This is a genomic window from Lewinellaceae bacterium, from assembly GCA_020636105.1.
In the GTDB taxonomy this organism is placed as follows: domain Bacteria; phylum Bacteroidota; class Bacteroidia; order Chitinophagales; family Saprospiraceae; genus BCD1.
The window spans coordinates 676,864-700,636 of record JACJYL010000001.1 but is presented as its reverse complement, the minus strand read 5'-3'; the positions used below and the strand labels follow the sequence as shown (position 1 = coordinate 700,636).

Sequence of the window (23,773 nt, the reverse complement as noted above, 5' to 3'; positions counted from 1 at the left end):
TAAGTGTTGAAATACCGGGTTCGAAGGGATTTTTTATCCCAAATTATCCTAAATTAGCGCATTCTAATCACTTTTGCAAGGCATGCCGTTTAAACTCAAAATACCCTTTTATATACTTCACCTTCAACTTGGTGAGGGCATTGTCATCCGGTATCCTATGACGGATAAAAATGCGCTGCATATCGGTCAGAGCCAGGAGGCGTTGGTCAAACGGTTTACAGAATTGTATCAATCCAAAATGCTGGACGAAGGCAATTTTTACGATATATTGGACGAATACCGTGACGGAGATTTTTATCACAATGAAACCGTGGTTGATTTTCCTGCGTCGGCTGATGGAATATCATATCCTGCTATTGAGCTATCCTTTAAATATTACTACAATATCTCTGCAAATGGTTTCTGGGGCATCATTCCTGCCCTGGGCCTGGAGGCTTTCGGTAAAGATGATGTCGAATTACAGGAAGGACTGAAAGAAATCGTTCGGTTGGAATTTCTGAAAAAAAAGCGTCTCCAGGTTGTACAGGATATTCTGGAAACCATTTGGTTCAAATCCGTAGAATTAACCCGTACCGAGGTCAATTTCAAAATTCCAACCCCCAGAGAAATAGAGGCGAATGAGTCTGATCAGGCGGATGGGTTGTTGCCCCAATTGGCGTTTTCCCTAAAAATCGAAACGCGTCAGCTATTTGGTTTTGAAAAAGAAATGGAGCAATTAATCCGGGATACTCATAATAAATACAGTCGAAATATTCTCATCGTGGGGCCTTCCGGTGTGGGGAAAACAACCATGATCCGGGAGCTGGAGTACATCAAGAAACAACATGGGATTTCGGGAAAAATTTGGGAAACCACCGCCTCACTCCTGATCAAGGAACTTGTATTTGGAGGCGGTTGGAAATCGAACCTGGTTACCCTTATTAAAGAGCTTTCCGCTCAAAATGACTTTTTATTTGTCCGAAACCTGATGGAATTGTTTGAAGTCGGCAAATATGTGGGCAACTCGGTAAGTATGGCTGAGTATATGCAAACATTTTTATCCAAAGGAGAACTGAACCTGATTTCCGAATGCACCAACGATGAACTGGCGAGAATAGAACTCGAATACCCGGGGTTTCTTTCCCTCTTCCATTTAATCCGGCTGGAACAACCCGAAGGAAAGGTGTTAGAGTATATCATCAAACAAAAGGTGCTCAGTATTGCGGACAGTAAAAACATAACAATTGCCGATGAGGCCGTTTTTGAGATGATTCGTCTTTCCAAAAGATTTATGCCGTATGAAGGCATGCCGGGAAGTCCGATAAGATTTTTGGAAAGGCTCATCTTACAAAGGCATCAATCAGGAAAAACGGAGGATTTAATCAAAGCATCTGATGTGATCAAACATTTTTGTATTGAGTCGGGTCTGCCTGCTTTTATTGTAGATCCTGAGATACCCATTGATCTGGACAGAGTAAGAAATCATTTTGAACACATCATTTTTGGGCAAGAAGGAGCCATCGATGCCGTGGTGGATACCCTGGCTTCTGTTAAAATGGGGCTTACCCGGAGAGATAAACCCATTGCGTCTTTATTGTTTACCGGACCCACCGGAGTGGGAAAAACGGAATTGGCCAAAACGCTGGCGGCCTATATGTTTGGCAGTCGCGAGCGGATAGTCAGGTTTGATATGAGTGAATATGCTGACCCATACTCCATTTACAGACTTAGCGGGTATTCCGGACATGAAGGCCTCCTGAGTGATGCGATTCGCAAAGAACCTTTTTGTGTATTGTTGTTTGATGAAGTGGAAAAGGCTGACCAGGGGTTTTTCGATCTCCTGTTGCAGATACTGGGGGAGGGCCGATTGACGGATGGCACGGGCAAACTGGTCAATTTCTGCAGCACTATTATCCTAATGACTTCCAATATTGGGGTAGATCTTTTAAAACGATCTGCCGTTCGATTGGGAGGAAATACCCATAAAACCCAGGGCAGCCAACTTGCGGATCAACTGGACAGAGAAGTGCAAAAATTCTTCCGCCCTGAATTGTATAACCGAATAGATAAGGTGGTCATTTTTAATCCACTTGATGCGAAGGGCATCCGTTTTGTAGTAGATCGGGAAATTGCGGCTTTCTTTAAACGGGAAGGAATAAAATATCGAAAAATTAACCTTGAAATCCATCCTGCCATTTATGACCACCTGGGAAAAATCGGGTATGATGAGAAATACGGGGCACGCTTCCTGCAACGAACCATCAGGGATGAACTGATCATTCCCGTTGCACGGGTGATCAATCGGTTTGAAGCAGACGAACAATTGGTGGTAAATGCCAAAATGGGCCCTGCCGGTATTGAGATCAAAGCAACGGAAGATCCATTAGGCTTCGAATTGCTTCTGGAGGAATTGGAAATCTCCAATTATGCCAACCATGCCTCCAGCTTAAGGCGGGCCATAAATAATCTTAAGGAGGGACATCTTTTTACATGGCTTCAGAGTGAATTGGAAATGATGGAAGCCAGAGAGGAAGAAGAGCCTGAACCGGGAACCAGGTGGAAAGATGCTATCGAGTCAAAAAAATACGCGGATTATTATAAATGCCGGGAGACTCATGAAGCCCTTTCCAAATCGATTGGAGAATATGAGGAGGATTTATGCCTGGCCTATCTGAATCAAAAATTTTATCATCCGGAAATCAATCAAAAAATTGAATCATGGTCGGTTGATTTTTTCCATTACAAAATGGAATTGTTGAGCATTTTGATGCCCAAAGTGAATACTGCCCGTTTCTCTGTTTATGGCAAACAACCCGAAGAAGTTGTCCAATTTTACCTGCAACTTTTTAGAGAAATGGATTGCCGGGTGGATGCTCAGGCCATTTGGTTTCGGGAGAAATATTATTACCAGGAAATTTTAATTGAATCTGAACAGGAGGACGGGGTTGGACAAAAACGACGAACTCCAAGAGAATCCTACCTTAAAACACATATTGAGGACTGGTCAAAACCTTTCATACCTGAACAAAAAAGTGATACCCTGTATGGCGTTGAATTTGTAGTGTCCGGGACCTGCGCCTATCTGGCTTTAAAGGCTGAGTCGGGAACCCAAAGCTGGCAATTTGGAGAAAAAGAGGAACGTTTGTTCATTATTTCAGTTTCAGATATTCCCATTCCTACTCCAAAACTTATCCACCGGGCTGAAACTTATAAACGCCAAAAGTCAATGAGACAGGTGAATGCCATTCATCCAGACTCTCCAACGCTGGTCATAAAACCGGGCCAATCCGTTACCGAATTACTGGAATGGCTGGAGGGCAATTTAATGGATCAACTAATCATTGAAGTCGAAAAAGCCATCGGTTAGATCATTTCATTCGAATCCATGTATTGCTTATAAAAAAACTTTTTTTTAGTTTTTTCGGAAGTGTTTTACCATTTTGTATTCCCTTGTTTTTCAGGTACTTTACGTTTCCTTTTTAAAATAAGTTAATAAATAAAATAATATGTAAAATATTCATTATTAACTTATTAAGCAAAAAAATTACATTTTTTCCGAATTAAATTTGGTTGCATTTTTTCTTTCCTTTTCTTGCCAGTTAGCCTTTTAGTTTATACTTTTACAATCCCAAGATCAAATGAAAGGAATAATATTAGTATCAGTAAGTTAGATGAGCTCCATTGTGTTTTACGCAATGGAGTTTTTTTTTAGCATCAATAGTTTTTATCAGCATTTTAATTACATATTTTATGTAATTTAGACCCAAACAGCATCTTTCTGATAAAAAATTGATATGATGAAAAATTTATTGATCTTTCTGATCGCGATTCTGGCTAATTCCATTCTGCTTGCGCAGGATACTGAAGTTAAAATTTCTTCTGAAATTAAAAATGTAACCGTTTTTCCCCGATCTGCCCAGGTAGAGCGTCAGGCAAAAGAAATGATTCCGGCGGGTAAAAGTAATCTTGTTTTTACAGGCATTTCTTCCTCTGTAGATCCTTCCAGCATCCAGTTCAAGGCCCTGGGAACTTTTACGATCCTTTCGGTAAACCATCGGCTTAATTACATTCAGCCCAAAGAGGTTCCTGAAAAAATACAAAAACTGAAAGATGAACAGGACGGGCTCAGAGACGAATTGAATATTGAAAATGCACATTTACAGACTTTGTCCCAGGAAGAAGACATGATCCTGGCCAACAAAATGATCGGCAGTCAGCAGCAAGGAGTCCTTGCTGAAAACCTGGCCAAAAACGCGGCTTTTTTGCGGGAGCATATTTTTGAAATAAAAAAAGCCAAACTGGATGATGCCAAACGCATGGCAAAATTAAATGAAAAGATCAATGCGATTCAGCAGCAGATCAATGAATACAATGCGTCAAATGTATCCAAAGCCACCAGTGAAATTGTAGTCGCAGTGCAGGCGGATAAAAAAAGCCAGGGAGAATTTGTGCTTCAGTACATTGTCAACCAGGCCAGTTGGCAACCCGTATATGACCTGAGGGTGATGGATGTCAACAACCCGGTGGGCCTGACCTACAAAGCTTTGGTGAGCCAAAATTCCGGCGAAGACTGGAAGGATGTTGCCTTAAGTCTGGCTACCGGAAACCCGTCATTGGGAGGTACCAAACCCACGATGGCCACCTGGTGGCTGCGGGAAAATATTGTGGTTTATGCCGCCCAGAAAAAAATGCAAAGAGAGATGGCTTCAGCTCCTACCCCTTATGCATACAGTGATGATGTAGCCGAAAATGCAGGGTATGCAGAAGTGGAGCAAATTGAACGTACCACCTTTACGGAATTTGCCATTAAACTTCCTCAGACTATAGTCGCCGACGGAAAACCCTATACCGTCAATATTGCCGATTATGAACTTCCGGCTGAATACGTTTATTATGCGGCCCCAAAACTTGATAAGAATGCTTTCCTGACTGCCAGGGTAACGGGATGGGAAGCCTACAATTTGCTAAATGGGGAGGCCAGCCTTTTCTTTGAAGGAACTTACCTTGGAAAATCCTATATCAATGTGGCTACCTCAAATGATACCCTTGACCTTTCCCTGGGAAGGGATGCGGGTATTGTGATCAAACGTGAGCAAAACAAGCAATACAAGGATAAACAGTTTATAGGCCGTAAAGTCACCAGGACGATCGGGTGGAATATAGCCTTGAGAAACACCAGGAAGCAGGATATCAATATCGTTATTGAAGACCAGATTCCTGTTTCGACTTCCGATGAGATTGAGGTGAGTCTTGATTCCTCCAACGGAGCAATAGTAGATCCCGCAACGGGCATTCTGAGATGGGAACTTAAGTTGAAACCCGGAAAAACGGAAACGCTTGGTTTTAAATATTCAGTGAAATACCCCAAGACTATGAATTTGAGGTTGGAATAAATCATGGGATTAACTATTATAAATTACATCCTAAGCTATATCTTTGCGCGGTAAAGCAACCTTTTTGAATACCAGGTATCAGGTATGCCCATTTCATGTTGCAGGCTTAATCGCTTTACGCCAAATTTTTTAAATCAAAATCCTTATTATCAATATGCATTACGACATCATAGTTATAGGAAGTGGCCCCGGGGGGTATGTAGCAGCCATCAGGGCGGCTCAACTAGGCAAAAAAGTAGCAGTGGTTGAACGTGAATCTCTTGGAGGAATTTGCCTTAACTGGGGCTGTATCCCTACAAAGGCGCTTTTGAAAAGTGCACAGGTTTTCGAATATTTCAGTCATGCCGAAGATTACGGAATCAAGGTTAAGGAGGCAAAAGCCGACTTTGGTGCCATGATCAAAAGAAGTCGCGGAGTGGCAGAGGGAATGAGCAAAGGCATCCAGTTTTTATTCAAGAAGAATAAAATTACGGTAATCAGTGGGAACGGTGTTCTGGGCAGAGGGAAAAAAGTGGAGGTAACCGATGCTGAGGGCAAAAAGACCACTTACTCGGCTGATGCCATCATTGTAGCTACCGGCGGGCGGGCGAAAGAGTTGCCTAGTTTACCCATTGACGGAAAAAAGATTATTGGGTACAGAGAGGCTATGACGCTGGCTAAACAACCTAAAAAGATGGTGGTGGTAGGCGCAGGAGCAATTGGCGTTGAGTTTGCCTATTTCTATCATTCCATTGGCACCGAAGTAACTATTGTAGAGTTTTTAAAACAAGGCCTGGTTCCTCGGGAAGATGCCGACATTTCAAAAGAACTCAATCGTATCTATAAGAGAAAAGGCATTAATGTATTCGCTAATTCTTCAGTTGAATCAGTGGATACAAAAGGCAGCGGGTGCACGGTGAAAGTGAAAGACATGAAAACGAATGAAGTGCAGGAAATAAAATGTGATATCGTGCTTTCGGCGGCAGGCGTTACGCCTAATACCGAAAGTATTGGGCTCGAATCGCTGGGCGTTAAAACCGATCGTGGTTTTATTCTGGTGGATGATTATTACCAGACAAATGTTCCGGGTGTTTTTGCTATCGGAGATGTTTTGCCGACGCAGGCATTGGCTCACGTTGCAAGTGCTGAAGGGATTATTTGTGTTGAGAAAATTGCGGGACTTAATCCCGACCCGCTCGATTATAACAATATTCCCGGATGTACTTACTGTAGTCCTGAAATCGCTTCTGTAGGATATACCGAACAGGCAGCTAAAGATGCAGGATTTGAAATAAAAGTTGGAAAATTCCCATTTTCAGCCTCTGGAAAAGCCAGTGCCGCCGGAGTGAAAGAAGGGTTCGTCAAGGTGATTTTTGACGCCAAATACGGTGAATTCCTGGGCGCTCACATGATAGGGGCCAACGTTACCGAGATGATCGCTGAAGTGGTGGCTGCACGTAAACTGGAAACTACCGGACACGAGATCATCAAAACCGTTCATCCTCACCCAACAATGAGTGAAGCGGTCATGGAAGCAGCAGCTGCTGCTTATGATGAAGTGATCCACTTGTAAGAGAACTAAATTTTACGGGGATGTGAAGGTCAATTTCCTTCGCATCCCCGTAATAATAATCTAATTTGTACCTGCCTTCTGTTATTCAATAAGCATCGAAAATTCGAAAACCCCGTTTTGACCTGGAAGTATTTCAATTAGCTTTTCGCGGTTGTTGAATACATCCGGTGGACATGTCATTGGTTCGATCGCAATACTTTTGCGATGAGGCGGTGTATAAATCTGTAAAAAAGGAAAATCTTTCCCCAAATCGAGGAGCAATTGATTATCCTCTCCATCTTTCAATCTCACAAATTGTTCCTCGAGAGTAAAGCAATCATCGTAAGTATTTCCACCTATTCTCCCTTCCACCGGCCCTATTGATGTTTTTTGGCCTGTCGGAATCATCTTATCATTCATTTGCCAATGTTCGGCAGGATGAAAGCTCAACTCCAGATCATCAATAGGCTGGTTAAGGGAAAAATAATGATGCCAGCCACTTCCGAAAGGCATAACGTTTTCACCGCTGTTTGTAATGATGCAGGTGCAGATGAGCCAACCGGAAGATTCAACTTTGTATCGCAGTACAAGTTGAAAGGGATAAGGAAAACCGTCGGTCTTTCCGTCATAATCATAAGACAATTCAACCGAGGCACTGCTGTTGGTGATTAATTTACTGCTCACCGTAAAAGGTTTATCATAAACAAATCCGTGGAGGGCGTTTCCCAGGCTCTTTTCATTGCACTCCAGTTGATGATTTTGACTGTTATACTCAAATTTTCCGCCCGCAATCCGGTTAGGGAAAGGCGTCAAAAAGGCCGATTTGTAGGCAGATAAATAATCATCAATGCCATTTTGATCAAGGCTTATACCGTCGATCACTTCCACGTCATGAATTTTATAACCATTTAATATACCTCCCAGGGAAGGAAGGATCGAAACATAAATTTGCTTGTTTTGATTGATAATGACTATTTCTTCCCGATCGTCAAGCCAGGTATAGGTCTCAATTTTAAACATTTATCCTTAATTTGATTTGATCAATTTTGCAATGATTTGTTGATCGTTTAATTGCAACGAAAGAAAGTAAATCCCATTCGCCTGGTCTGACATATCCAGCTGGTAATTGAAAACACCGGAGACCATACCAAAATCCTTTTGGAAAATCTCTTGTCCGATGGCGTTGCTGATTTTTAAATCAATATTCCCCGCTTCCAATAAGGTAGCTTCAATGGAAAAAGCACTTTTAAAAGGATTGGGGAATAACCTGAAATCAGTCATTGAAATATCTTCCGTGGCGTTGACGCAATTGGGATAACCGGGATTATAAATTTCCTGTGCACTAAATACGGATTTACATCCCGTAATAATATCCGTAACCACAAGGCTATACAAACCATCCTGGCTGATGCAATAAGTTGCTTCCGTTCCATCCGGGATGACTACATCATTCAAGAGCCATTGAAGACTGTAGAGGTCAGAAATCTGGCCAGGATCGCTCAACTGCAGTAAATTATTTTCATTTACAAAAGGAGCTACAGGAGGTTCTTCGTTAAAAAAGATCTCCACGGCTTCGGAGAGGGCAGTACAGCCGTCCGGAGAGGTGTATTCGACCTGGTAAGAACCATTCTCTGTAACGGTTAACTCCTGACCGGTTTCTCCTTCCATTAGTATATTGTTCCTGAACCATTGATTGCTTGTTTCATAAGATGATACTAAAGTAACCATATTCCCTTTGCATAGGGGGCCGGTAATGTCATCTGTAACTTCCGGCATGTCAGGGATTGGATAAACCCAAACTGTGTCTACCGACGTTATGGTATCGACCTGGTGCAGAATGGTAATGGAAAGGCTCATTTCCGTGTCATTGAGGGTGCCGTTTGAAAGCTGACTGAAGTTGACCACTCCGCAAATATCATCTCCTCCGTCAATGCCCTGGTCATCATCGATCACCCGCAGGGTATAATCTCCCGCTCCAATGGGCAGGTAAAGGTAAAAGTTGAGTGGGGTACTTGCATTGACCAACTCTGCAGGTTGGTAGATTACCTCGCCCTGGGGATCAGAAATTTCAATATAAAGGTCAGGCCCGTTAAGCAAATCGGAACAGGAAACACTGTTTACGGTTACTTGTGAAAGGTAGTATTTGCTGGTATCCACAATAGCCTGGTAACTTATTTCATAGATTCCCGGTTCATCGTAAGTTTGATTTCCCGGATTTTCATCGATGGAACTATTGCCGTTGCCAAAATTCCAGTGGTAAGAAAATCCGTCCACCCCGCCGGAAGGCACATTATTGATAAAAGCGGAGGTCACCTCTCCGCAGCCATTGTCATTGATAATGGTAAATCCATCGGTAGTGCTGGTATCCGTCTGGATCAGAATGGGAAAGGTGAAAGAGGTCGATTGCTCAACCACAAAGACCTGTGCCGTAACATTGACTTCCACTAAAAATAGTCCGGATTGAAGCGGTGTGCCGCAAATTTTCACACAGCCATCAGTTTCATTAGCAGGGATAAAATCAAACTGGCTGGGTTCCCAGGTTAATCCCGGGGGCAAATTAGAGACTCCGGAAATGGAGATGCTGTTGATATCGAATCCGGCCGGAACGGTAGGGTCGGAATCATGCACCGGTGTGGTGGTTTTGGGCATTCTGAAGCTGATATCTCCGTCGTAATAGGTAGCAATGTGCCCGTTAGGGGCATCGGTGATGAAAATAGTATCTTCAGGGATGTTCACAGGAAGTCCTATCCCACATCCGGGACATCCGCTTTGTGCAGATACCCATTGAGTTAAAATAATAAACAGAAAAAATAGGGAAATTTTTTTTAACGATCTCATGTGTATGTTCGGTTTTTGTTAAAAGTTAACTCAAAATACAAGAATTTTTCATTTTGAATTAGAAATTATTCCCTGATAACGGCAGGGATTTGATTTTATTTATATTTTTGTAACAACACATCACTTCACCCCCGTTTTTATTCAACTTCCCGTTGTAAGAAGACTTTTGAACAAACTGCAGTTAATTTTTTTATCTCATCCTAAAATATTGGGCTAAATCCCTGATTGTCCCTGCTTTTTGATTTGTACTCTCTTGGGTTTCAAATCAAAGGATAAACTATTTTTTAACTTTTTAATTCCCCCTTTCATGACAAGCAGCAGTATAGTTCTTCGGTTTTTTATGCTTCTTTTTTCCACTTTCTTTTTTCTTACCGGCATTGAGGCGCAGTTATATCCGGTTTCATTTTCTGAGAGGGTAGCGGGTTCGGAATTCATGGTAATTGGAAAGGTACTTGAAAAAACGGCATATCGCGATGAGTCCAACAGCAATATTTATACGTTAAACATACTTGATGTAACGGCTTTTCTGAAAGGGGCAATTGATGCAAAACAAATCGGGCTGATCAGTTCAGGCGGAATTTTGGACAATAAAATGGAAATAAATTTTCCCGGCATCCAATTGAGTGAAGGGGAGGAGGTGCTGGTTTTGCTGGATAACGATGAGCAACTATTGGACAACAGGCTCTTACGCTCGAGACGACCTGAACTTTTGCAATGCCGCAGTAGTTTTGGCGTTCAGGGAGTACTCAAATTTCAAAACGGATATTATCATGATGTGTTGTCGGGGGCTTTGATGACTGAAGGTGAGCTCCTGGAGATCACGGAAGGCCTGACTAATAAAAAGGCGCAACGACCGGATGGACAAATCTTTTTGCCAAGAGCTGCAAAAGAAAATTCGGGCCTTCCGAAAATTTTACTTTACCTGGATAATGGGGCAGGAAGTACTCCCTCCGGTTTTATAGCAGGAACCATTGAACCGGACAATGAACTCGTTATTACCGGTAGTGGTTTTGGGAGCACGGTGGGCTCTGTGGTATTCATGGACGCAAACTATGGGGGATCCACTGAAATTATCGTTCCAACGAACACCATTGCTTCGGATATTGTTTCATGGACTGACACTAAGGTTCGAGTAAAAATTCCTGACGAAGCGGGAACCGGAAGTGTAGAGATTAGGGATGCATCGGGAAGTTCCAAAGGCTCTGCCCCCATTGTCATAGATTACAGCGTTAAAAACGTCTCAAGTAATTTTTATCTCTGGCCTTCCGACCAGCGCAACAGGATTGAAATGGTGGATATGAACAACCTGGGAGGATACACTTTTCAATTCAATAATAACAATCCTGCCCCAGGATCCAGCTTTTTTGCCAATGGTCCTGCAAAACAGGCCTTTGGACGATCCGTTGACAATTGGATGTGCAATACCCTTGTAAACTGGGAGATTGATAACTCCGGAACTTTCGAGGGACATGCATCAGATAACGGGAGTATTGTTATGTTTCAAAATTTGAGCGGCGGGACACTCGGCATTACCACCAGCAGGTATGCTGCTTTAGCTAATACCGGATGTACGATGGAAGACACTTTTTGGTATCTCGAAGAAATAGATATGCGTTTCGATAATAGCCTTTCCGGAGGTTATAGCTGGAATTTCGGACCCGGAGCTTCCAATAATGCTCAATTTGATTTTGAAAGCGTGACGTTACATGAACTGGGACATGGTCATGGTATGGCGCATATTAATGCACCAGGTAAGGTGATGAATTTTTTGTTGAATGCAGGAAATGATATCCGGAATTTGTCGCCAGATGATATTTCGGGAGGACTTTTTAAAATGAGCCACAGCATACAAGATAATTGTATTCCTTCTCCAGGCCCCATGACAGCCATCGATCCTGCTAATTGTTCTGTATTGCCCATTCATCTTCTTGATTTTGAGGCAAGGCTCATCGAAGAAGAAGTGGAGCTCTCCTGGACAACCACTTCGGAAACGGATAATGCCTTTTTTACCATTGAAAGGTCACCAGATGGAAAGGATTTTATATTTGTTGCCACTATTTCCGGCGCCGGGAGTGTAAATTCTCTGAATGAATACCATTACCTGGATCATAAACCATTGCCCGGAACAAGTTATTACCGACTCAAGCAAACAGATGTGAATGGCATTTTTACTTATAGTCCCGTAAAGGTCATCTACCTGGAAACGGCCAATGCTGGAATCCAAATTTTCCCCAACCCGGTTTCGGAAGGGCAGCTTGAAGTAATTTATTACAATCATGAAGATCTTCTTTTTTCAATCCGGTTATACGATGCAACAGGGAGGCTTATCCGTTTAGTGCAATTGGGAACAGGGGAAAACCAGGAAAGGACTGTTGTGCCGGTCAATGACTTTCCTGCTGGAATTTATTTTATTCAGCTTGGAACCCAGTCGGGAAAAGTGATCAGCAGGCAATTCGTTATAAATTAAGATTAGAGTCACTTTAGTTTAATCAGTTTTGAAGGAACCGACCTGCTGGAGCAACCAATTCCGGCCTATTAGTGATTTTGTTGATTTGATTTTTTGTTCGAACTCTTTTGCTTTTTTGTCTCCCGATTTATGTAAAAGATGTATATATCGAATAAAATTCTCATAAGCGGACTTCACTTCCGTGGTGATCAGTTTGTTTCTTTTTAAATAAATACGGAACGAAAAGACCAGCGATAAAAATGCCTCGGTTTCTCCAAGGGTATAATAGATGCGGAGCAATAATTCTTTGGCGCCCAGGCTGTAATGAACATCGGAAAATTCCACCTGGTTTAAGTAAAAAATAGCTTCATCGTATTTTTGCTGGGCGTAAAACACATCAGCCATATTGAAATAATAGGCATCTTTTCGCTTTTCTTCTGGTAATTTGTCAGAATACTCCATGATGAATTTTTCTGCCCGGGTATAATTTTCCAGCCCGATGCCTAGTTTTACCATATTCTTAAAAAGCCAGGGAGAAACCAATCCATCTTCCAGGAAAAAGCCTTCTTCCAGCCCCTTCAGATAAACATCCATGAGTTCCTGTGTATATTTTTTATCTCCCTGCCTGATTTTTTCAGTACAATAATTACTGATAAAAGAATAAAGGTTTTTTAATTCCCTCTCCGGAAAAAGACCTAAATATGATTCCAGATTTTTTTTCATTTCGAGGTAATGCTGCTCAGCATTTTGGGAAGAAAGCATCAGTAGCAGCTGGTAATATATTTTGATCTGGGGCACAGAGAGCATATCGTATTTCACTACAATCTGTTTTACCTCTTCAATCATTGGTTTTTCAAAAGGCCTGGAAATGATCTTTTCCCATCCCAGTTTGGCCACGATGTATTTGAGTTTTTGAGCATAATAAAACTTATCAAAAGCAGCGGATGCTTTTTCAAGATGATCGTCGTATTCCCTCAGTTCCCTGGTCTGAAATTGCTTGTCACCAATATCTTCCAGCAAGTATTCCTGGAAGTAATAATGATCGTCCCTGAATGGGGAAGCGGCTAATTTTTTCCCAGCTCTTTGACTGGCCAATTGGTATGGTTTTTCCAGTTTCCGATGCACATAACTGCTCAGTAAATAATAATCAGGCAGGATGCCGTCCGCCTCAAAAGTCTCAATGCTCAAAAACCTTTCGGCCAATTGAAATAACTGGCTCATGATATGGTTTAAAGCTTTATCGTTATATGGTTTTTCCGGAAACATGGTTTGGTAAATAACTTTTCTTTCGATTTCCTTTTCCGGGAATTCCTTCAGGGAAAGTTTTCTTAAATGCTCCAATAATGATTGAACGTTTTCATTCTTATTAAAATAAGGGGACGCACAAAAGAGGGTGAAATCCCGCCATTCTTTTGAATTGAATTGCCTGAACAGGCTTAATAACTTGCTGTCTTTCATAAAGGTGGTTGAATTGGCCTGGTATTAAAGTGTCATCTGCACTGCAAATAAAACAAAATTTAAACGGAGATGAAATAAAAAAATGATTTTTCGTAAAATATATTTACTTTAAATGATTGATAATCAATTATTAAAAATAATTTAACAATAAATATTTTTTGATAAATTATAAATTTTGTAATTGTTTGACAGGATAATAGGGCGTACTTTTACCGTGCAATTAAAAGAAACCTACTTATGCCTTTTAAGAAAATGCGGTTTTATTTAGCGCTCTCTCTGATAATCAATCTTTTGTCGGCTGAATCGGTATTCGGACAGGTTTTTCCCGGGGATGCTGACAATAACGGGATCGTCAATAACCTGGATGTGCTGAATATTGGTTATGCTTTGGGAACTTATGGACCCTCTCGTTTGGAAACCGGAGCCCAGCCCGGAACTGAAACTTTTACCATCTTGTGGTCGGATTATTTTCCACAAGGACTCAATTTTGCATTTACCGATGCGGATGGAAATGGTTGGGTCAATTATCTCGATATCGCCACCGTCTCGGCAAATTACGGCTCAGAAAATCCTAATGGCTCAGAAACCGTAAATTTCTATCCCGGCATTCCGGGGGTACACTCTCCATTGTATTTAGACAAAAGTGAGGTGCCGGATTTTCCCACCGAAGGAAGTTATTTTGAAATTCCGGTATATTTGGGTAGTGAGGATATTCCGCTTGAATCTTTTCAGGGCATTGCCTTTACCATTGAGTACGATCCCGAATTTATTGCAGCTATCCATTTTGTGCCCGAGGAAGATTCCTGGATTAACGTAGGTGTCGGATGTTTTGATTTTCAGGGTCCTGAAAGTGAATTGGGCACAAAGGAAATTGCGATAAGCCGAAATGGAATGTCGGCAGTCGCCGGCCATGGGAAGATCGGTACGCTTTCTCTTATCGTTATTGACGACCTGGGCACCTTACTTGCTTCCCCAGCTGACAGTTCGAATGTAATTGTCAATATCCGGAACATAAAATCAGTCAACGCTGATTTTTGGTCGGTTCCCATCGTTTCAGATAGTGTTAATCTTATGATCTATGGCCCGGAGGCACTGCCTGTTGGCCTTAGTGAACCATTGGGAGAAAGTATTAAGTTATTCCCGAACCCGGCACGAAATTATTTTTATATCGAATCAGAAATTCCTTTGACGGGCCTTGAATTATTCAATACCTTAGGAGAATGTATTCTAGCGCAGCGGATTGAGGAAAGGTATTTTTATGAAGTGAGGCATCTGGAAAAATGGTCTCCGGGGATTTACATTCTCAGGATTCATACAGAGGAGGGGTCATTGACCAAAAAAGTGATCATCCAACGGGAATAACCTATAAAAAAACGAATACAGCCGACTGAAAACAGGCGGCTGTATGGAAAAATAAATTTTCTACAATTATTTAACCATTACAAAAGTACAAAAAATGAATTTAAAAACCTTTTACACTTTCACCTTAATGCTGCTGAGTTTTTGGGGGATGTCCCAAACAGCTAATATAAGCGGACATGTTTACTTTGGACCCGATGGATTGGCTCAGCCAATACCGGGTTACCCGGTGATGATCGTAACCTCCACAGGAGATGTTTTTGATGCTGTTACAGATGAATCCGGATTTTATTCTGTTGAATTTGAGGCAGAGATAAGTCCACTTGTTGACTTTCTTGCCGTGGTTTCCGTTTTTGATTTCTGTACCGGGGAACAGCAGGACATAGATCTGGCAGCTATCCCGGACAACTTGAGTTTTGTAATCGATTTTTATGTTTGCACCAACGACGATCCGGTTGATCCTCCGGTTGTTTGCGATGCGTATTTCTATTACGAGCAGGTTTCTGTTCAGCCCTATGAAGTCGCTTTTTATGATGTTTCCTATTCTTTTCCTCCTACCACTTCCTGGTTGTGGAATTTTGGGGATGGCACCACGAGCACTGAACCTAACCCCACTCATGAATGGGCCGAAACCGGATCTTATGAGGTTTCCCTCACTATCGCGAGTGATTCCTGTTCTTCCACTTTTACCTCTTTAGTCTGGATCGATGATATTGTTTCCTGCAACTGTCCTGACTATTGGGATCCTGTTTGTGCGGTAAACGACGCCGGCGATACGGTGACTTTTAGTAATATTTGTTTTGCTGAATGCGAAGGTTATACAGATGCCCAGTTAATCGAATGCGATTGGGTGGATCCATGTAATTGTGATTTCATCTGGGATCCGGTATGTGTGGCCACTCCGGATGGACTCATTATTTCCTTCCCCAACCAGTGTTTAGCGGAATGTGAGGGCTATGGGGCCGATACTTATGTAAATTGCGAAGATGACTGTAATTGTTTTGATCTATATGCACCGGTTTGTGTGCAAACAGCGGATGGACAAATAATTACTTTTTCCAATGATTGTTATGCCATGTGTGCCGGTTACGGTCCGGACTCCTTTGTTAATTGTAATGATTGCAATTGCACAGATGAATGGAATCCTGTTTGCGTGGCTACAGGGGGAGCTATCTTAACCTTCCCCAATGCCTGTTTTGCCGAATGTGAAGGTTACGGCCCGGATTCATACGTAGATTGTGTGGATGATTGTGTCTGTCCTGATGTATGGGCTCCGGTATGTGTGGCTACTCCTTCCGGGGGCTTCCTAACTTTTCCAAATGCCTGTTATGCGGAGTGTGAAGGCTTCACTGCAGATATGTATTTCCCTTGCGATGGAGGTTGCGATTGCCCCGAGAATTATGATCCGGTTTGCGTAATAATGCCTGACGGACAGATCATTGAATTTATCAACGCCTGTTTTGCACAGTGTGAGGGTTACGGCCCTGATTCCTTTGTAGATTGTCAAAATGATTGTAATTGCCCGGACGTCTGGGATCCTGTATGCGTTGCCACGGGAGGAGCTATTTTTACTTTCCCGAACGCTTGTTTTGCCGAATGTGAAGGGTATGGACCTGATTCATACGTCGATTGCAACTGGCAGCAGGATTGTTATGCCGAATTTTACATCAACTATGATAACCCGATAGGCATCATTGGACTTGAAGTTTCATTTACCGATGCCTCTTATGCCTCCACAGGTGAGATCACTTCATGGGCCTGGAATTTCGGTGACGGTACCACCAGTACCGAGCAAAATCCGACGCATTTGTTTCCAGGAGAGGGCATCTACGAAGTAACCCTTGAAATTGAAACATCAGAAGGTTGCACTTCCGTTTTTGAACTCCACATTTGCGTTGGAAACGGTGGATCCTATGAGGGCCCTGATTGCCAGGCGATCTTCTATTTTGATCTGGCCAATGATGTGGGTACTTCTTTTGCTTTCCACGATGTGTCTATAGGCGACCTGACTTACTGGTCATGGGACTTCGGTGATGGCACTTCCAGCAGCGAACAAAACCCCGTTCATGTATATGAAAATCCGGGTGTTTACATCGTTACCCTTACCGTTGGAAATGATGATTGCAGCAGCACGGTGAGTATGCTGGTTTTCTCCGATCCCAACGTTTGGTATGAAAATGAATGTTTGGCCTTGTTCGTACCATTTATTGGTGGTGACCCTTCCAACGACCTCGATGATAATACGGTATTCTTCCTCAATTTGTCGTCACCGGACGCCATTGAATTCCAGTGGGACTTTGGTGATGGCTCAACCAGCGATGAGTTTATTCCTATCCACCAATATCAGGCAGGAGGAACCTATGAGGTAACCCTTACGATCATTAGTGCCTCGGGTTGTACCAATACGCTAAGCGCCACCGTCAATCTGGATGAAGATGATTTCGCGGGGACACCTCAGTATTCCCTGACCACAGGTGTTGATGAAACAGAAGCGATTACTGCCACCGCTGCATATCCGAATCCGGCGACCCAAAAAGTCAATCTTCGTTTTGACCTGTCAGAAGCCACCAGGTATCAGATTGATCTGATGAGTATTAACGGTGCCGTTGTAATGTCGGAAACCGGAGAGGGCAAAATCGGAACCAATACGGCAGAGCTGAATATTGTCGCCCTTCCCGAAGGCATTTATTTTGCCAGGATACAAAGTGGTACAGGTACGACGACTTTGAAAATTGTAAAGGATTGATTTTAGAATATTAGAATTAAGCACCTTAAATTTTAATTCCTTCTGAGGCAGCTTCGGATTTTCCGGGGCTGCCTTTTTTAGAGTGGCCCTGTGTAAAACTATATTTTAATCACCTTCACTTCCGGATGTTTACTCAAAAAAGACTGGATGATTCGTGTGGTTTCAGGGTTGCCCGGATAGTATTTGATGGCGTCCAGTAGGGTAGAAGCATTATGATTCTCCTGCTTGTCAATGTAGCCAAATCCCTGGTAATTGCCATCACTAACCAGCACCACGCCTAATTCTTCTTCAGATCGGCCTTTATCTATGATAAAAAAATTCTCCTTAAAAATGGCGGTTAAAGATTCCAGGGCTTCCTGGGCCCTGATGTTGTAACTCGCCCTGTCTTCTTTGCCGGCGCAGGCCCCGTGGCATTTGCCTACATGATGATTAAAACAAGCGCCATTTCCTTTTTGAATATTGCAATATCGGGCACAAAGTTCGAAATTCTCCAGCACAAAGTTGAGCCGCCCCTTGGCAATGGCCGGTTTGGGGTATTCAGAAATTAAATGATATTTCGCCCTGTCTTTAGCCGCCACTCTTATGACATCAAAACAAATAAACCCGTCGTCATTGTAATAATAATGGATGGCCCAGGGAAATCTTTGGGATCGCTGTGCCCTGTTTACCTGTGGGCGAATTCTTTTGATCTCATGGGATTCGAGCAGGAGGGCGATCAATTCACTTCCGGTGGGTTCGTAAGTGATCTCATGGACCAATTGCTGCAACCTGGAGGCTTTGGAGGATTGTTCCGCAAAGTGGCTGGCAATCCTCTTTTTGATGTCAATACTTTTTCCAACATAAACCACTTTCCCTTCCTTGTCGTGCATGTAATAAACGCCACATTCCTCTGGCAAGGCATGAATGTATTCCATGTTGATATTCTTTGGCAATTTGGATTCCTTGATCCCCAGGTTGACCATACTGGCTACTTCCGTTTTATTCTGTTGAGCTTCCATGATCCGTCGGAACAATTCGGCAGTGGCCAGGGCATCACCCATAGCGCGGTGGCGGTTGTCCACTTCAATGCCCATGTAACGGATGAGGTTACTCAGGCCGTAAGATCCAAGTCCCGGGATCGTTTTTCTGGCCAGACGCACCGTGCACAATTGTTTGCGGACAAAACTAAATCCCAATCGCTGGAATTCCGTACGGATGAAACCATAATCAAACCGGACATTGTGTGCCACAAAAATACAATCCTCCGTCATTTCGACGATCTTCCGGGCCACCTCATAAAACTTGGGAGCATCGGCTACCATTTCCTGGTTGATACCTGTGAGTTCGGTTATGCCATAAGGAATGGAACATTCAGGGTTAATTAGTGTCTCGTAAGTATCAATAATATCTTCGCCATCGTGTAAAACTATGGCAATTTCCGTAATTTTATCCCGGCTGGCCCGACCGCCTGTCGTTTCGATATCTACAATGGCATAAATTTTATCCGACATACAATATCAAAGTATCAAATCATAGAATCAAACAATCGCAATATCACAGCATCAAAATATCAACACGGTGAAGTTAAAAATAATTGTTCTTTTTTTTACAATTTTTCAACAAAATTGTGTATTCGAATCAAAAACACAGGCCATGCCTCAGCCTGTTGCCGAAAATAAAGTCGTCAAGACAGCAGCTGAAAGGGTAGAGGTCTATATGCCATTATTGGAAGGCAATCGCATTGCTATGGTAGTCAACCAAACTTCAACCATTGGCTCCGTTCATTTGGTAGACAGTTTATTCTCTCTGGGTGTAAATATCAGGAAAGTATTTGCTCCTGAGCATGGATTCAGGGGGGACGCTGACGCCGGGGAGAAGCTAACCGATGGCCTTGACCCTAAAACCGGAGTACCCATAACTTCCCTTTACGGCAAAAAGCGAAAACCTTCTAAGGAAGATTTGGAAGGGATAGACCTGTTGGTGTATGATGTGCAGGATGTCGGGGTGCGTTTTTATACCTATATCTCTACCATGACCCTGGTGATGGAAGCCTGTGCGGAATATGGGATTCCCCTGGTGATTCTCGACCGGCCCAACCCCAATGGCTACTATGTTGATGGTCCGGTATTGGATACTGCATGGAGGTCTTTTGTAGGCATGCATCCGGTTCCTGTGGTTCATGGTTTAACCAGTGGTGAGTTTGCGATGATGATCACTGGCGAGCGCTGGATAAACAGTGCGGAATCATGTGATCTGACGGTGATTCCCTGTGAAAATTATGACCACAATACTTTTTATGAATTGCCTGTCAAACCTTCGCCTAACCTGCCCAATAGCCGGTCCATTTACCTGTATCCTTCGATTTGTTTTTTTGAAGCAACGGTGCTTAGTGAAGGCAGGGGAACCAACAAACAGTTCCAGTTGTATGGGCATCCTGCTTTGCCGGATAGTGGTTTTTCCTTTACTCCGGTCTCTATGCCAGGCGCAAAATTCCCCAAGTTGCAGGATCAATTGTGTTATGGGGAAGACCTGACCACTATCCCGTTGGAGACTATCAGGAATCAGCGGCGAATTGACCTGGGCTATTTATTAAAAGCCTATCATCAGTTTCCCGATAAGGATAATTTTTTCTTAAAGACTGATTTTTTTGAAAAGTTGGCCGGAAATGAAACCCTTCGCCAGCAAATTAAAGCGGGCATGTCGGAAGATCAGATCAGGAGCTCCTGGCAGGAAGATCTTACGAATTATAAGATCATGAGGAAAAAATATATCCTGTACAAAGATTTCGAATAACAAGCATGGAATACCCATACCGATTTTCAAATCGATGGCCGGCAAGAACGGGCTTCGTTACCATGGTTTTGTTGCTGTTGCTGTCGGTTGTTTTTTATAAAGAGCGGACCCTTTTTGCTGACATTGCCTACCAGACTTTTTTGATGATACAGGAGGGAGGGTTGCAGGTTCAGGTCTTTCGATTTGGATCGGCCATCGTTCATGTTTTACCCTATTTAGCTATTCAGGCAGGATTTCCACTGGAGGTCGTTTTAATCCTGTATTCCATATCTTTCACGCTCTTGTATCTTTGTTTGTACCTTTTGATTGTCAAATGGTTCAAAAATGATTATATGGGGCTGGTACTCGTATTTTTATTTACCCTGACGGTGTTGGATGGATTTTATTGGGCCACTTCAGAATTTCAGCAGGGGCTGGCTTTTACCCTCTTTTTTTATGCTTTTTTGCTGCGTTTTCCAACCCTGAAAAAAGGGTGGCAAAAGCTTTTTGTCTTCTTTTTGATTCCCACCCTGGTATTTTACCATCCGCTCATTTTTGTTCCCTTTTTCTTTCTTTTTCTTTTTTTCTTATTGACCCAACCGGATTTCAGGCGAAAGGAAATGTATGTCACCGCCGGTTTTTTCATTTTGGTAATGGTGTTAAAACATTTGTTTGCCGGAAACTGGTATGATTCCGGCAAATTTGAACAGTTTACCAAAGGGTTGACTGATTATTTCCCCAATTATTTGTCTATGCCGGTTAACAGGAAATTTTTGGTCAATAGCCTAAAGTACTGGTACTTCTTCCCCATTTTCCTGTTTGTGGTTGAGGCCTGGTATCTTAGGAGGAAAAACTGGGTCTCTGCAGGGTTTGTATTGCTTTCCTGCCTGGGATACCTGGCCCTGGTACATATTGGTTCTCCACATGCTACGTATAGATTTTACATTGAGGTTAGTTACATGCCATTGACCATATTTGTGATGACTCCTTTTGTTTTTGAAATACTCCCAAAGGTTAAATTAAATCGTATTGTAACTTTTTTGATTATTATTTTTGGATTCCGGCTGTTCGCTATTTTTATGAATCATAAGCCATATACAGAAAGATTGGAATGGATTTCCCAAAAAATAGGGGAGGAGCAGGAAAAGGAAGGAGGACAGTTATTTGTCATGCAAAATTCGCCGGAGATTGAAGATAAAATGATCATCAGTTGGGGAATCTCCTATGAATCTATTTTATTAAGTGCCATGGAGGGAAAGGAAAAATCATTTTGCTTGCTGATGCTTCAAAGAAAAGGCCAATATAAAGAGGAGTTGGCGGAGAAAAAGTATTTATTGACCAATTTTCAAAAAATTCCTTTTGAAGAGGTGAATCCTCAATACTTCAGGTTTAATCCGGCAAAATACAGGTGGATTGGCGAGTAAAATTAAATGCGGGCATAATTTTTAAGCCGTTTGATCTTAAAGGTGTGCATATTATCGTGGTGAAGGTAAGCAACCTCCAAATTGTTTTGATCGCATATCTTTTTAATAATGGATAACCCCAGTCCGATGCTTTCTTCAGAGGTGGACTGTTTTTTAAAACGCTTAAAAAGTCTTTCCGGGGGATATTCCAGTTCTACTCCCGGGTTGGTCACCAAAAACTCATCGGCAGCGTACACCATTTCTATGAACCCGTTTTTCAAATTGTGCCTGATGGCATTCTGGATTAAATTGGTGATGAGTATTTCGGCAAGGGATTTACTCATTTCCACTACCATATCGGCATTATTGATTTTCTTTATGGTAATGCCATTCATCTGGATCAGGTCGTCAAAATTACTAAGGATATCGTCTGTGACCTTTGAAAAGTTTACCATTTCAGTATCTGCAAACCTATGGTGTTCGATTTTTGACAATAGAATCAGCGCATTGTTGATCTTTGAAAGCCGGTTGGCATTTTGAAGGATGAGTCCAAGGGCTTCGCTTTCTTTTTTTCTTATGTTTCGCGACTGTAGTAAAAGTTCTGCATGTCCCTTTATAATGGCTAGAGGGGTTTGAAGTTCGTGAGAGGCATTTTGGGTGAATTGTTTATTAGCGTGGTAGTTTGACCTGACCCGGTCGATGAGATCCATCAGGTATTCGTTTAATTCATTAAAAATGGGAAGGTGTGAAATTTCGAAGGTCACTTTCTTAGGTTCATCCAGGTCAAATCCTTCAAGCGTTTGAATAATATTTTCCAATTGACTCCTGATGGCATTTATCCGCTCGGAGGTAACCAAACGGTTTCCAATAATTAGGACCATGCAGGGGACGATGACGACAATGGCCACTTTCAGGTACCATTCCGGAGGGAATAAGAATACGGTTAAAAGCATGGCGGAGGCCAGCGCTATGGCAATAGGTAAACTGTATTGTTTTTTCAATTGCATCAATTTCCATGGAATTTATAACCAATACCATAAACAGTTTTAAGGAATTCGCCGCAGTTGTTCTCGGCAAGTTTTTTCCTCAGGTTTTTTACATGGGCATAAATAAAATCAAAGGAAACGGCATTGTCCATATAATCACCCCAAAGGTGTTCGGCAATACTGTCTTTGGTAACGACGCGGTTTTTATTTCTGGCCAGAAAAACAAGGATATCGTATTCTTTTTTGGTCAGTTGCAGTAAATTGCCATCAGCGATAGCGGTTCGCTCATCCGTATTGAGGATTAATTTTCCGAAGTTGAGTTCATTATTAAACTGGTTGGTTTTGCGACGCAATACTGCCTTAATACGGGCATTTAATTCGGAAAGGTTAAAAGGTTTGGTCAGGTAATCGTCAGCTCCGATCTCCAGCCCCCTGATCCTGTCTTCCACTGTATTTCTTGCCGAGACGATTAGGATGCCTGTTTCAGAATTATCTTCTCTGAGCATTTTTACGAGTTTCAGCCCGTCCCCTCCGGGAAGGTTCAGGTCTATGATGGCACAATCATACTCGTAATTGTTTATTTTGATAAACCCATCCTTAAAATTGGAAGCGTGCTCACAAAGGTATCCTTCTCTCTTTAAATACCTCTCCATCAAGCTGAGTAAATCCGGTTCGTCTTCTACTAATAGTAGTTTCATTTCTTTGAATTATGGATTCCTTTGAATAAAGATCAGAGGTTGTTTGGCCTAAGATAAAAAAGAAATGGTTATAAAAAATGCACGGGAGCAGGAAATTCGCTCTTTTGGAGGAGAAAAGATTATAGACGATTCAAGTGGAATTTAAAATTCCCGGTTAAAAGCACTTTCAATGGTAACTTTTAAAA

At 42.3% G+C, this 23,773-nt stretch carries 14 protein-coding genes; 8 read left to right on the top strand and 6 right to left on the bottom strand.

What is annotated here, in order from left to right:
• Positions 1 to 82: 82 nt before the first annotated feature.
• From H6571_02480 to lpdA, 3 genes are all read left to right on the top strand, one after another.
• A complete protein-coding gene (locus tag H6571_02480) occupies positions 83 to 3,346 on the top strand; it encodes an ATP-dependent Clp protease ATP-binding subunit (GenBank protein MCB9322585.1) in 3,264 nt (1,087 codons plus the stop codon).
• A 427-nt stretch (positions 3,347 to 3,773) separates the two neighbouring features.
• A complete protein-coding gene (locus H6571_02475; protein ID MCB9322584.1) occupies positions 3,774 to 5,372 on the top strand; it encodes a mucoidy inhibitor MuiA family protein in 1,599 nt (532 codons plus the stop codon).
• Between the two features lie 154 nt (positions 5,373 to 5,526).
• Entirely contained in the window at positions 5,527 to 6,924 is a 1,398-nt protein-coding gene (lpdA, locus tag H6571_02470) for a dihydrolipoyl dehydrogenase (GenBank protein ID MCB9322583.1), read from the top strand.
• Positions 6,925 to 7,005: 81 nt separating this feature from the next.
• On the opposite strand, the gene H6571_02465 is transcribed toward lpdA, so the two are convergent.
• Together H6571_02465 and H6571_02460 are read right to left on the bottom strand one after the other, a co-directional pair.
• A complete protein-coding gene (locus H6571_02465; protein ID MCB9322582.1) occupies positions 7,006 to 7,923 on the bottom strand; it encodes a hypothetical protein in 918 nt (305 codons plus the stop codon).
• Between the two features lie 6 nt (positions 7,924 to 7,929).
• Positions 7,930 to 9,741 (bottom strand): T9SS type A sorting domain-containing protein, encoded by a 1,812-nt coding sequence (locus tag H6571_02460; protein ID MCB9322581.1) that lies wholly within the window; start codon positions 9,739 to 9,741, stop codon positions 7,930 to 7,932.
• A 307-nt stretch (positions 9,742 to 10,048) separates the two neighbouring features.
• Between H6571_02460 and H6571_02455 the strand changes: the two genes are divergently transcribed.
• On the top strand, positions 10,049 to 12,208 hold the full coding sequence (locus H6571_02455) for a T9SS type A sorting domain-containing protein (GenBank protein MCB9322580.1): 2,160 nt from the start codon (positions 10,049 to 10,051) through the stop codon (positions 12,206 to 12,208).
• Between the two features lie 18 nt (positions 12,209 to 12,226).
• On the opposite strand, the gene H6571_02450 is transcribed toward H6571_02455, so the two are convergent.
• Complete coding sequence (locus tag H6571_02450; GenBank protein MCB9322579.1) at positions 12,227 to 13,645, bottom strand: hypothetical protein; 1,419 nt, start codon at positions 13,643 to 13,645, stop codon at positions 12,227 to 12,229.
• Between the two features lie 237 nt (positions 13,646 to 13,882).
• Between H6571_02450 and H6571_02445 the strand changes: the two genes are divergently transcribed.
• Together H6571_02445 and H6571_02440 are read left to right on the top strand one after the other, a co-directional pair.
• Positions 13,883 to 15,007 carry a T9SS type A sorting domain-containing protein gene (locus tag H6571_02445; protein ID MCB9322578.1) on the top strand — a complete coding sequence of 375 codons (1,125 nt, stop codon included), beginning with the start codon at positions 13,883 to 13,885 and terminating at the stop codon, positions 15,005 to 15,007.
• Positions 15,008 to 15,101: 94 nt separating this feature from the next.
• Positions 15,102 to 17,750 (top strand): PKD domain-containing protein, encoded by a 2,649-nt coding sequence (locus tag H6571_02440; protein ID MCB9322577.1) that lies wholly within the window; start codon positions 15,102 to 15,104, stop codon positions 17,748 to 17,750.
• 98 nt (positions 17,751 to 17,848) lie between these two features.
• On the opposite strand, the gene H6571_02435 is transcribed toward H6571_02440, so the two are convergent.
• On the bottom strand, positions 17,849 to 19,240 hold the full coding sequence (locus H6571_02435; GenBank protein MCB9322576.1) for a GIY-YIG nuclease family protein: 1,392 nt from the start codon (positions 19,238 to 19,240) through the stop codon (positions 17,849 to 17,851).
• 142 nt (positions 19,241 to 19,382) lie between these two features.
• Here H6571_02435 and H6571_02430 point away from each other — a divergent pair, with 142 nt between their 5' ends.
• Both H6571_02430 and H6571_02425 read left to right on the top strand, forming a co-directional pair.
• Positions 19,383 to 20,522, top strand: coding sequence for a DUF1343 domain-containing protein (locus H6571_02430; GenBank protein MCB9322575.1), 1,140 nt, complete (start codon positions 19,383 to 19,385; stop codon positions 20,520 to 20,522).
• 5 nt (positions 20,523 to 20,527) lie between these two features.
• On the top strand, positions 20,528 to 21,925 hold the full coding sequence (locus tag H6571_02425; protein MCB9322574.1) for a hypothetical protein: 1,398 nt from the start codon (positions 20,528 to 20,530) through the stop codon (positions 21,923 to 21,925).
• A gap of 2 nt (positions 21,926 to 21,927) precedes the next feature.
• Here H6571_02425 and H6571_02420 read toward each other — a convergent pair whose 3' ends face one another.
• Complete coding sequence (locus tag H6571_02420; GenBank protein MCB9322573.1) at positions 21,928 to 22,911, bottom strand: HAMP domain-containing histidine kinase; 984 nt, start codon at positions 22,909 to 22,911, stop codon at positions 21,928 to 21,930.
• Positions 22,911 to 23,588 carry a response regulator transcription factor gene (locus H6571_02415; GenBank protein MCB9322572.1) on the bottom strand — a complete coding sequence of 226 codons (678 nt, stop codon included), beginning with the start codon at positions 23,586 to 23,588 and terminating at the stop codon, positions 22,911 to 22,913. The genes H6571_02420 and H6571_02415 overlap by 1 nt, the downstream gene beginning before the upstream one ends.
• Between the last annotated feature and the right edge of the window lie 185 nt (positions 23,589 to 23,773).